The sequence below is a fragment of the Streptomyces sp. SP18BB07 genome, from assembly GCF_036322545.1.
Classification (GTDB): domain Bacteria; phylum Actinomycetota; class Actinomycetes; order Streptomycetales; family Streptomycetaceae; genus Streptomyces; species Streptomyces deccanensis.
The window spans coordinates 40,443-50,506 of sequence record NZ_JAQYWT010000222.1 but is presented as its reverse complement, the minus strand read 5'-3'; the positions used below and the strand labels follow the sequence as shown (position 1 = coordinate 50,506).

Annotated in this window: 12 protein-coding genes and 2 pseudogenes; 7 read left to right on the top strand and 7 right to left on the bottom strand. The window is 71.1% G+C overall.

The annotated features are described in order from the left end of the window. Both PUR53_RS05620 and PUR53_RS05615 read right to left on the bottom strand, forming a co-directional pair. Positions 1-259, bottom strand: a pseudogene (locus PUR53_RS05620) (hypothetical protein); the annotation flags it as partial. A gap of 560 nt (positions 260-819) precedes the next feature. Beyond that, the gene (locus PUR53_RS05615; RefSeq protein ID WP_329907571.1) at positions 820-1,641 is read right to left on the bottom strand and encodes an SDR family NAD(P)-dependent oxidoreductase; all 822 of its coding nucleotides are present in this window, start codon (positions 1,639-1,641) and stop codon (positions 820-822) included. A gap of 116 nt (positions 1,642-1,757) precedes the next feature. On the opposite strand from PUR53_RS05615, the gene PUR53_RS05610 reads away from it, so the two are divergent. After that, positions 1,758-2,357: a TetR/AcrR family transcriptional regulator gene (locus PUR53_RS05610; RefSeq protein ID WP_329897049.1), complete on the top strand. Its 600-nt coding sequence runs from the start codon at positions 1,758-1,760 to the stop codon at positions 2,355-2,357. A gap of 127 nt (positions 2,358-2,484) precedes the next feature. Then, positions 2,485-2,592, top strand: a pseudogene (locus tag PUR53_RS05605) (transcriptional regulator); the annotation flags it as partial. A 41-nt stretch (positions 2,593-2,633) separates the two neighbouring features. Here the strand turns inward: PUR53_RS05605 and PUR53_RS05600 are convergent. Both PUR53_RS05600 and PUR53_RS05595 read right to left on the bottom strand, forming a co-directional pair. Next, the gene (locus PUR53_RS05600; RefSeq protein ID WP_329897050.1) at positions 2,634-2,903 is read right to left on the bottom strand and encodes a GntR family transcriptional regulator; all 270 of its coding nucleotides are present in this window, start codon (positions 2,901-2,903) and stop codon (positions 2,634-2,636) included. Between the two features lie 104 nt (positions 2,904-3,007). Further along, the gene (locus PUR53_RS05595) at positions 3,008-3,301 is read right to left on the bottom strand and encodes a GntR family transcriptional regulator (protein ID WP_329897051.1); all 294 of its coding nucleotides are present in this window, start codon (positions 3,299-3,301) and stop codon (positions 3,008-3,010) included. A gap of 189 nt (positions 3,302-3,490) precedes the next feature. Here PUR53_RS05595 and PUR53_RS05590 point away from each other — a divergent pair, with 189 nt between their 5' ends. Together PUR53_RS05590 and PUR53_RS05585 are read left to right on the top strand one after the other, a co-directional pair. After that, the gene (locus PUR53_RS05590; RefSeq protein ID WP_329897052.1) at positions 3,491-3,871 is read left to right on the top strand and encodes a hypothetical protein; all 381 of its coding nucleotides are present in this window, start codon (positions 3,491-3,493) and stop codon (positions 3,869-3,871) included. Between the two features lie 112 nt (positions 3,872-3,983). Continuing rightward, complete coding sequence (locus PUR53_RS05585) at positions 3,984-4,220, top strand: hypothetical protein (RefSeq protein ID WP_329907570.1); 237 nt, start codon at positions 3,984-3,986, stop codon at positions 4,218-4,220. A 39-nt stretch (positions 4,221-4,259) separates the two neighbouring features. Here PUR53_RS05585 and PUR53_RS05580 read toward each other — a convergent pair whose 3' ends face one another. The 3 genes from PUR53_RS05580 to PUR53_RS05570 all read right to left on the bottom strand — a co-directional run bounded on the left by PUR53_RS05580 (position 4,260) and on the right by PUR53_RS05570 (position 6,509). Further along, complete coding sequence (locus tag PUR53_RS05580) at positions 4,260-5,801, bottom strand: SDR family oxidoreductase (protein WP_329907574.1); 1,542 nt, start codon at positions 5,799-5,801, stop codon at positions 4,260-4,262. A 165-nt stretch (positions 5,802-5,966) separates the two neighbouring features. Beyond that, positions 5,967-6,218, bottom strand: a complete 252-nt coding sequence (locus PUR53_RS05575; protein ID WP_329907573.1) for a prevent-host-death family protein — start codon at positions 6,216-6,218, stop codon at positions 5,967-5,969. 42 nt (positions 6,219-6,260) lie between these two features. Beyond that, a complete protein-coding gene (locus tag PUR53_RS05570) occupies positions 6,261-6,509 on the bottom strand; it encodes a hypothetical protein (protein ID WP_329897054.1) in 249 nt (82 codons plus the stop codon). 181 nt (positions 6,510-6,690) lie between these two features. Between PUR53_RS05570 and PUR53_RS05565 the strand changes: the two genes are divergently transcribed. From PUR53_RS05565 to PUR53_RS05555, 3 genes are all read left to right on the top strand, one after another. Beyond that, the gene (locus PUR53_RS05565; protein WP_329907569.1) at positions 6,691-7,815 is read left to right on the top strand and encodes a sugar ABC transporter substrate-binding protein; all 1,125 of its coding nucleotides are present in this window, start codon (positions 6,691-6,693) and stop codon (positions 7,813-7,815) included. Between the two features lie 76 nt (positions 7,816-7,891). After that, on the top strand, positions 7,892-8,668 hold the full coding sequence (locus tag PUR53_RS05560) for an ATP-binding cassette domain-containing protein (protein WP_239756088.1): 777 nt from the start codon (positions 7,892-7,894) through the stop codon (positions 8,666-8,668). A 218-nt stretch (positions 8,669-8,886) separates the two neighbouring features. Then, the gene (locus PUR53_RS05555; RefSeq protein ID WP_443078106.1) at positions 8,887-10,044 is read left to right on the top strand and encodes a sugar ABC transporter permease; all 1,158 of its coding nucleotides are present in this window, start codon (positions 8,887-8,889) and stop codon (positions 10,042-10,044) included. The last annotated feature ends 20 nt before the right edge of the window (positions 10,045-10,064 follow it).

Sequence of the window (10,064 nt, the reverse complement as noted above, 5' to 3'; positions counted from 1 at the left end):
GGAACTCCCGGTAGCGGTAGTCGTAGGACAGCACGCCCTCGGTGCTCACACAGACGCCGATTGCCTCCGGGAACCCCTCGGTGACCGGCCCGGCGGTCCAGGACGAGGTCGGGTGCGGCGGCAGCTGGGACGCCGACAGGAACGTGGGCGCGGCGGCCTTCGACGCGGCGCCCGCGGCCGGCGCCGTCAGGACCGAGCCGGCCGCGAGGGCGACGACCGCGAGTGCGGTGAGAGCGCTGCTTCGGATGCGCATGGACATGGGTGTTCCCCCGTGTGTGATGAGTGCGTGGACAGTGCGTGGACAGTGCCTGGACATGGCTGCCCCGACGAGGCCGGCTGGTCGGCCCGGCCTCGGTCGGTGCGACACCAAGAGCATCAGCGGTCACGACGACCCGACGCAACAGCCCACGGCCCATCGAGCACCCTGGAACCATCCCAGCCCTTCTGACCTGCGGATACACGGGTGCCTGGGATACCGCACCGGGGCCGATCCGGGTCGTACGAGGACGGGGAACCTGTGCCCTGGGCCAGCACGTGTATGTGAGGCGGCATCCGGGCCGGCGTAGAGGGCGTTGACCACCCCGGCGCTGGGCCGGGGGGCCATTGAATTCGGTGACGCCCGGTCAGGCCCGCAGGACGTGTTTGCGTAGGCGTTCGAATCCCGCGCGGCCGAACAGCATCTCCCGGACCGGCAGGGCAGCCTGCCCCCCTACGGTCGACTCCGGCGGATCCTGCCGGTACGGCGCGTTTCTCGGCGCACGCCCGTCCCCGCGACTGAGCAGCGTGACGGGGACGGGAATGTCGTGGCGCGGGACAGGGTCAGCCCGGGGCGATACGGCTGAGGTGCTCCCAGGACCGGTACAGATCCGCTTGGGCCCGGTCCATCTCCAGGACGTGATCGAAGGACTGGCTGCCGACGATCAGTCGTCGGGGCGGGTCCGGCAGTGCGGCCAGCTCCATGATGACCGGAGCAGCCGTGCCGGGATCCGGGGAGACGGCGTCGCCCCACATCGCCTCCATCTCGGTGCGCAGGGGCTGATACTGCGGCAGGGTTTCGGTGGTCGTGGTGCCGGTGGTGAACAGGCCGGTGTTATAGCCGCCCATCTGCACGATGGTGACCTTGATGCCGAACCCCTCGACCTCCATCGCCAGGGCCTCGCTCACCGAGTCCAGCGCGGCCTTGCCCGCGCCGTAGAAGCCGACGGTGGCCATGCCACCGCCGCTGCCCATCGAGGTGACCTGGAGGAGCCGTCCCCCGCCTTGGGCGCGCAAGTACGGAAGGACCGCCTGAGCCACCCACACGGCGCCGAAGAAGTTCACATCCATATGTGCCCGGATCTGCTCCTCCGTGGCTTCCTCCACCATCCCGTAGAGCATTCCGCCGGCGTTGTTGACGACGACGTCCAGCCCGCCGAACGCGGCTGCCGCCCGCTCCACCCCGTCGAACACGGCCCGGCGGTCGGTGACATCCAACGCAAGCGGGACCAGGCGGTCGGGGTACTTCTCGGTCAGTTCCTCCAGAGGCTCGACGTTGCGGGCGGCAGCCACTACGCGGTCGCCGCTCGCCAAGGCGGCCTCGGCGAAAGCCCTGCCCAGGCCACGGGATGCGCCGGTGATGAGCCAGACCCTTGCGTGCGTCATGATTTCTCACTCTCAGTAAACGAAACGGTTCGTATCGATTCCTTTACAGCCTAGGGCATACTCTTGGCTTCATCAATACGGAGCGTCTCGTTTTATTTCGGGACTAGGCTGAACGCATGTCCAACGAGAAGGGGCCGGACCACTCCCGGCGCAAGGAACGATCCCGGCAGGCAATCCTCGCGGCCACCCGCGCCCTGGTCGCGGAGGAGGCATACGAAAAGGTCACGGTCGAAGCCATCGCTGCCCGTGCCGGCGTCGGCAAGCAGACCATCTACCGACGGTGGCCGTCGAAGAGCGCGGTCGTCTTCGCCGCCCTTCTGGCGCTGAGTGAGGATGCGGACGGACAGTCGGTCACGCTGCCGGACACGGGCGACCTCGAGGCCGACCTCAAGCTCGTCATGCGGGCCACGGCGGAGGAGTTCGCCGACCCAGCCTTCGACAGGCTGATCCGGGCCCTCAACACCGAGATCGCCAACGATGCCGCGCTGGCGGCCGAGTACCGGGAGAGGCTGGCCCAGCCGCTGGAAGAAGCGAAGAAGGCGCGCTTGCGCAGCGCCCAGGAAGTCGGCCAGCTCGACGCCGACGCCGACCTCGACCTGGCCCTCGAAGTGCTCTACGCCCCCCTCTTCCAGCGGTGGCTGCACCGCAGCGGTCCGCTGACCGCCGCATACGCCGACTCACTTGTCGACGCGACCCTCAGAGCTTTCGGCCCCTGAACAAGAGCCGATCCACAACCGCAAAGCTCGGCCCGGCCGGCTCCTGCCCTTGCCCCTGCCCCTGCCCCTGCATGACGTTGGCAGGGTTGGGATCTTCGACGTCCTCGGCTGTGTAGTCGGCGTGACAGTCGCCTTGTACGCGAAGGTCTGGCGCACCTTGCGCGAGTCGGCCGTGTACGGGGCCGACGCACACCATGTCATCAACGCGGCCCGCCGGGCCCTGAACCCCGGTTGATGAACCCTCGTCACCGGCCGAACTGTCGGCGAAGGGCTTCGTCAGTCTGTGCCCGTGTCCTCCTCGGCGCTGCCAGCCGAAGCGTCCGGCGCCCCGATGACGTACGTCCCCTTCGCGGGCAAGGTGGCGACCAGCCCTCGCTTCCGCAGCTCCACAACGGCGCGACGTACCGTGCCGATGCTGACACTGTGCAGCTCCGTCATGGCCCGCTCACCAGGCAGGGCAGCCCCTTGGGGCAGCTTGCCGGACGCGATGTCGGCGGCGATGGCGTCCGCGAGCTTCACATACTCGTAGCGCGGCAGATCAGTCATGCCTCAACGGTGCCGCACCCCTACACTCAGCGCAGCGGGTTTGGGTCGGCCGTAAGGCCCCGCCATCTTCCCCGGCCGAACTGTGGGCGAAGGGCCGCACCACGTCAGTCAGCGACCTCGTCCTCGCCCGACGTCTCGGATGACGGCCGCTCGGCGCGAACGAACGTGCCCTTGATCGGGACCGTGATGACGAGGCCCTGATCGCGGAGGTCTCGGACAGCCCGTCGGACGGTGTTGACGGCAACGCCGTACTGCTCGGCGAGATCGCGCTCGGCAGGGAGTCGCGCCCCCACAGGCAGACGCCCCGTACGGATCTGTTCGGCAATGTGGTGCACAACCTGGAGATACACGTAGACGTGGCTCGCCGGGTCGGGCCTCCAGTCGTGGTCATCAGCCATGCATGCACGCTAAGGCGCCTCGTAGCGACTCACCACATGCGGGAACATCCGCACGCAACCCTATGCTTCCTATTGCTACCTAACGCACCTGGGTGCAAGACTGCCGTGCGACGCAGAAAACCCCGGCGAGGTGGACAAGACCTCCCGGGGCGCGGCCGATCTGACCTGAGTTGAGTGGAGCAGACCGACATGACGAACCTTATCCGCCGTGCCGCCCGCAGGCTGAGCCTCCTGTTCGGCCCCGGTACCGGAACCCGCCGGGCAGGCGCCGACACCACCCGGCACCCCTCCCCCGCACTCAACCCCACCGCCGTACAACGACCCCCAGCCCGCTGCACACGCCCCACCCTCCCTCCCCGCCGCTCCCCCTACTGCCGCCACCTCCCCCTCGACGGCACCGAGAACCGGCTCGTCCGCCCCTACCTCGCCGCCCATGAGCGCGACCACACGCATGACAACGCGCACGAGCGTGACCGGCAAGCGCACCGTCGCCTCGCCCTCGTGCTCGCCGCCGACTTCGGGATCGACCTCGACCGGCACCTCATCGGCGCGGGCAAGGTGGCTGTCTGATGGAGCCTCAGCCGAAGCCCGAGCCCCGCCCCTCACCACGCTCCGTCTGCTGCCGTGGCTGTCCCCTGACGGCAAGCCGTGCTTTCTCTCGGCGAGCGGCCGGGGCGGGTACGTGTCGCGGCTGGCGGATACGACAGAGACCCGGCAACTCACCACGGGCGCCGACGTACTCACCCGCGCCCGCCAAGTACTGGACGATCCCGTGTCGCCGAACGCCGAGGTGCGCTACACCGCGATCCGCCTCACCGAGTGCCTGGCGGACGCCCTGCGCGTGGCCGAGTCACGCGGCATGCGGTTGCCCGAGCCGGACACGGACCCACCTGAACGGGATTCATCGCCTCGTTCCTGACCCTGGCCTTGGCCGGCACTCTCCCGACCCGTCCGTTCGTCAGTGCGTGCGGGCCGGTTCGGGCGCGGCGGCGTCGGTCTGGGCTTCGGCCTCCGCCGCCGCCGCGATGTTCCGCGCCATCCCCCCGAAGACCGCCGCGTGGAAGGGAGCCACACCCCACCAATACGCGTGCCCGGCGAGCCCGTGCGGGTGGAACAGGGCCCGCTGCCGGTAGACCGTGCGCCCCTCCTCGTCCCGGTCGACGGTCATCTCCAGCCAGGCCAGGCCCGGCAGCCGCATCTCCGCGCGGAGACGGAGCAGCCGGCCGGGCTCGATCTCCTCGACCCGCCAGAAGTCGAGGCTGTCGCCGATCCGCAGCCGGGTGGCGTCTCGGCGGCCCCGGCGCAGACCGACCCCGCCGACCAGCCGGTCCGCCCAGCCGCGCAGGGACCAGGCCAGCGGCGAGGAGTACCAGCCGTTCTCGCCGCCGATCGCCTCCACCACCCGCCACAGCGCCTGCGGCGACGCCGCCACCGCGCGCTCCCGGCGGTCCTCGTACAGGCTGCCGCCCGCCCAGGCCGGGTCGGTCGGCAGCGGGTCGCTGGGCACGCGGGGCGTCGAGGCCGAGGACCACCGGGTCGCCACGTCGGCGTCCCGCACCCGCCGCAGGGCCAGCGCGATCGCCCGGTCCAGGCCGACCGGCCCCTCCGGCGGGTCGGGCACGTAGCGGACGATGTCCCGCTCGCCGCACACCACCTCATGCTTCAGCGACTCGACGAGCGGGCGCGCGAGACCGCCCGGCACCGGGGTGACCAGCCCGACCCACAGACTGGACAGCCGAGGGGTGAGCGGCGGCACGGGCACGATCACCCGCTTCGGCAGCTCCGCGACGGCCGCGTACCGCCGCATCATCTGCTCGTACGTCACGACGTCCGGCCCGCCGATGTCGAAGGTCCGGTTCACGTCGTCCGGCAGCCGCGCGCACCCCACGAGGAGTCGGAGCACGTCCCGGACGGCGATCGGCTGGATACGGGTGCGCACCCAGCTCGGGGTCACCATGACAGGCAGCCGCTCGGTGAGATGGCGCAGCATCTCGAACGACACCGAGCCGGAGCCGATGATCACGGCGGCGCGGAGCACGGCGGTCGGTACACCCGAGGCCAGCAGCACGCGGCCCACCTCGGCGCGGGAACGCAGATGCGGCGAGAGCTCGCCCTCGGGTACCCCGGCCGGGGTCAGCCCACCGAGATACACGATCCGCCGTACGCCCGCCGCGCGGGCCTGCTCCCCGAAGATCTCGGCCGCCCGCCGGTCGGTCTCCTCGAACCCCCGCCCGGTGCCGAGCGCGTGCACGAGGTAGTAGGCGACGTCCACGCCCTCCATGGCCGCCCCCACGGACTCACCGTCGGTCACGTCCCCCCGCACGACCTCCACCCGCCCGGCCCACGGATGATCCCGCAGCTTCCCGGGCGACCGAGCCAGACACCGCACCGCGTACCCGGCGTCCAGCAGCTCCGGCACGAGCCGCCCCCCGATGTACCCGGTGGCCCCGGTGACCAGACAGCGCAACAGGCGATCATCGTCGTACGCACGGTCGGACATCACGTCAGACACACGGGTCGCACGGTTCGCGCTCATCCAGGCACCGCCCTCCGTCGCGGCCCCTCGGCCCATGCTCAGCGCCGCACGCGGGCACCGCAACCTCGGCAGAGGCCCGCCGCGCCACGGAAGCTACGGAACTTGCCGGGCGTGACGTATTGCGTGAGGTCAGCACTGTTGGGTGCGCAGCAAGGCGGCCATCTCCTCAAGCGAGACCGACGCCTCCGTGCCCTCGGATTCGGCTTCGTCGGCCAGTTGATCGAGCCATGCCTCCTCCGCGTTCTCGGCGATCTGACACAGGCGCTGGTACTCCTGGATGTCGATCACGACGACCTCCTGCTTGCCGCGCCGCGTGATGATCGTCGGGGTGGCGTCCCGACGAAGGGTAGGGCGATCGCCGCGCAGCGGCCGAGCGTGAATCCCGGCCGCCGACTTGCCACAACACCCCCCGGCCGGGCCCCGTCAGCGGGCGTGGTCCAGCACGTTCCCGTTCGCGCAGTGGTTGACGGTGTCGCCGGTCCACGCCCCGCCCACCGGGACGACGGCGAGTTCCTGGAAGCAGACGGCGGCGGCGCTGAAGTTCCAGTTGTTGGCGGCGTTGACTCCGGGGCCGAAGTTGCTGTCGTTGCCGGCGGAGGCGTCCGCGTGGGCGGGAGAGGCGAGGGCGAGGGCGGCGGCGGGCAGCAGGGCCAGCGTCATGATCTTCTTCACGCCCGCACCAACGGCCCATCGGCCCCGCAGGACACGGACGCCGACCGTGCGGAGGCCGACAGTGCGGACGCCGACCGTGCGGAGGCCGACAGTGCGGAGGCCGCCGTTCCGCGGGCTTGGCTACGCTGGAGGGAGGCGCCCATAGCAGGGTAAGAGTGGGCAAATCCCCTAAGGAACCGACATGGGTCTCGGCGTCGGCCGTGCGGCGGTCGTGAAGCGTAGGTCCCTCGGGCGGGCGGGCGCGGCGTTCCTGGTCGCCGCCGGTCTGGTCCTGACCGGGGCATGTGGCGGGGACAGCGGGAGCGAGGGCGGCGGCGGGGACGACCTCACCGTCGGCGTACTGCTCCCGGGCGGCGGAGCCTCCCGCTTCGGACAGTTCGACAGACCCCTGATCGAGAAGCGGCTGAAGGAGCTGTGCCCCGGCTGCCCGGCGGCGACCGTCGCCGCCACCGCCGAGCCGGCCGTCCAGCGGCAGCAGCTCGACGCCATGATCACCAGAGGCGTCGACGTCCTGATCGTCGCCGCCGTCGACCCCAAGGCGCTGCGCTCGTCGGTCGAGGCCGCCGACCGGGCCGACATCCCCGTCGTCGCCTACGACCGGCTCGCCCAGGGCCCCATCTCCGGCTACGTCACCTTCGACGGCGACACCGTCGGCAGACTCCAGGCCGAGGAACTCCTGAAGGCCATGGGCGACAAGGCCGACAGCGGCCAGATCGTCATGATGAACGGCGCCGCCACCGACCCCAACGCCGGCTGGTACAAGCGCGGGGCGCTCGCCGTCCTGGAGGGCGAGGTGAAGATCGGCAAGTCGTACGACACCGTCGGCTGGCGGCCGGAGAACGGCTACGTCAACATGAGCGGAGCCATCTCCGCCCTCGGCGCCGAGAACATCGACGGCGTCCTGGCCGCCAACGACAGCCTCGCGGGCGCCGTGGTCTCCGCCCTGAACGCCAGCGCGGTGCGGCCGCTGCCGCCGGTCACCGGCCAGGACGCCGACCTCGCGGCCATCCAGCGCATCGTGCAGGGCAGCCAGCACATGACCATCTACAAGCCGTTCGAGCCGGCGGCCGACGCCGCAGCCGAGATGGCCGTCGCCCTGGGGCGCGGCGAGGAGGTCGACTCCATCGCCACCGGCACCGTCGACAGCCCCACCGACGAGAACATCCCGGCCGTCCTCCTCCCCTCGGTCGCGGTGACGGTCGACAACATCGAGGAGACTCTGGTCAAGGACGGTATGTACACCATCGACCAGATATGCACCCCGAAGCTCCGGCCCGCGTGCGACAAGGCCGGACTCACCCCGTGAGCCCCAGTGGCCCTGTCAGTCGCATGAGCCCCAGCGGCCCCGTCCGTCCCGTCCACCCCGTCCAGGAGGTGACCCGGTGGTCCAGCCCCTGCTGGCGTTGCGCGGCGTCTCCAAGCGTTTCGCCGCCGTCCACGCGCTGGTGGACGTCGAACTGGAGATCAGGGCCGGTGAGGTGGTCGCCCTGGTCGGCGACAACGCCGCCGGGAAGTCCACCCTGGTCAAGGTGATCTCGGGGGTCGGTCCTCCAGACAAGGGCGTCATCGAGTGGGAGGGCGAACCCGTCCAGATCAGACGCCCCCAGGACGCCCAGCTCCTCGGGATCGCGGCCGTCTACCAGGACCTCGCGATGTGCGGCCACCTCGACGTCGTCGGCAACCTCTTCCTCGGCCGGGAGATCCACCGTTTCGGCGTCCTCGACGAGGTGGAGATGGAGCGCCGGACCCGTGAGCTGCTGCGCACCCTCTCCATCCGCATCCCCGACGTGCGGGTCCCGCTCGCCACGCTGTCCGGCGGGCAGCGGCAGGTCGTCGCGATCACCCGCTCGTTCGTGAGCGCGCCCCGGCTGCTCCTGCTCGACGAGCCCACCGCCTCCCTGGGCCTCGAACAGACCAACCAGCTCCTCGACCTGATCGAGGAACTGCGCGACCGGGGCACCGGAGTGCTCCTCATCAGCCACAACATGGGGGACATCAAGGCCGTCGCCGACCGGATCGCTGTCCTGCGCCTCGGCCGCAACAACGGCCTCTTCGACGTCAGCACGACCTCCCAGGAACAGATCATCTCGTCCATCACCGGCGCGGTGGACAACACCGCGGGCCACCCCCCGACCGACCCGGAGGAAACATGGCCGTGAGGGGGAACGGAGAGGGAAGCCCCCGGGAAGAGGGCCCGCGGGACGACGCACACCGGTCGCACGCCGGACGCCGGTCCCACGCCGGACGCCGGTCGCGCGAGGGGCGCCGATGGTACGGCGGGCGCCGGCCCCACACCGGACGGCCGTCGCACACCGGACGCCCGTCCCACGCCGCACGCCGGTGGTACGGCGAGCGCCCCCGCGCGTACGCCCACGCCGTGCGCCGCCGGGTGCACGAGGGTGAGCTCGGCCCGGTGCCGGCGCTCCTCGCCCTCGCCGTGACCTGGATCGTCTTCCAGAGCCTCAACGAGAACTTCCTCTCCCCGCGCAACCTCTCCGTCCTCAGCGTCGAGATCGTCGGCACCGGCATGGTCGCCGTCGGCGTCGTCTTCGTGCTGCTGATCGGCGAGATCGACCTCTCGGTGGGTTCGCTGGCCGGCCTCTCCGGCGCCCTGTTCGCCGCGCTGAACGTGAACCACGGCATGCCGGAGGGGTTCGCCGTGCTCGTCGCCGTGGCCTGCGGCGCGGCGGCCGGGGCGTTCCACGGGGTCGTGTTCACCAAGATCGGCGTGCCCGCGTTCGTCGTCACCCTCGCCGGCCTGCTGGCCTGGAACGGCCTGATGCTCTATTTCCTGGGGCCGGAGAGCTCCATCAGCTTCAGCGACGACGGCCTGGTCGCCGAGCTGACCAGCCGCGCCTTCGGCTCCGCCGCCGTCACCTACGGCCTGGCGGCGCTCGGCCCGCTCGCGTACCTCCTCCTGTGCCACCGCGACCGCAGACGCCGTGGCGCGGCCGGGATGCCGTACCGGGCGAGGGGCGACATCTGGGTGCGGACGGCGCTTCTCGCGCTGGTCGCGTTCGCCACCGTGTACGTCCTGGACCGCTTCGAGGGCCTGCCGCTGGCGCTGCTGATCTTCCTCGGCGTCGTCATCGCCGCGGACCTCTTCCTGCGCCGCACGGTCTACGGCCGTCAGGTCCTCGCGCTGGGCAGCGGCGTGGAGGCGGCCCGGCGGTCCGGCGTCGACGTGTCGCGCGTACGGATCGCCGTGTTCGTGGTGTCGGGGACGCTGGCCGCCGTGGGCGGTCTGTTCGTCGCGTCCCGGCTCACCTCGGCGACCCAGGTCCCGGGCTCCGGGATGCTGCTGATCAACGCCATCGCCGCGGCCGTCATCGGCGGCACCAGCCTCTTCGGCGGCCGTGGCTCGACCTGGTCCGCCCTGCTGGGCGTCCTCATCATCCAGTCCATCGCCTCGGGCATGGCCCTGCTGGGCGTCCAGCCCGCCGTCCAGTTCATGATCACCGGCGGCGTGCTGCTCGTCGCCGTCGTCTTCGACTCCCTGGCCCGCCGCGCGGCGGAGACCCGGGGACGGGCCTGACGCGGCCTGCCCTCCCGGTC

Coding starts and splice junctions, on each gene's coding strand:
- PUR53_RS05565 (WP_329907569.1), top strand. CDS start 6,691: ATGGGTCTCGGCGTCGGCCGTGCGGCGGTCGTGAAGCGTAGGTCCCTC.
- PUR53_RS05610 (WP_329897049.1), top strand. CDS start 1,758: ATGTCCAACGAGAAGGGGCCGGACCACTCCCGGCGCAAGGAACGATCC.
- PUR53_RS05590 (WP_329897052.1), top strand. CDS start 3,491: ATGACGAACCTTATCCGCCGTGCCGCCCGCAGGCTGAGCCTCCTGTTC.
- PUR53_RS05595 (WP_329897051.1), bottom strand. CDS start 3,301: ATGGCTGATGACCACGACTGGAGGCCCGACCCGGCGAGCCACGTCTAC.
- PUR53_RS05580 (WP_329907574.1), bottom strand. CDS start 5,801: ATGTCCGACCGTGCGTACGACGATGATCGCCTGTTGCGCTGTCTGGTC.
- PUR53_RS05615 (WP_329907571.1), bottom strand. CDS start 1,641: ATGACGCACGCAAGGGTCTGGCTCATCACCGGCGCATCCCGTGGCCTG.
- PUR53_RS05600 (WP_329897050.1), bottom strand. CDS start 2,903: ATGACTGATCTGCCGCGCTACGAGTATGTGAAGCTCGCGGACGCCATC.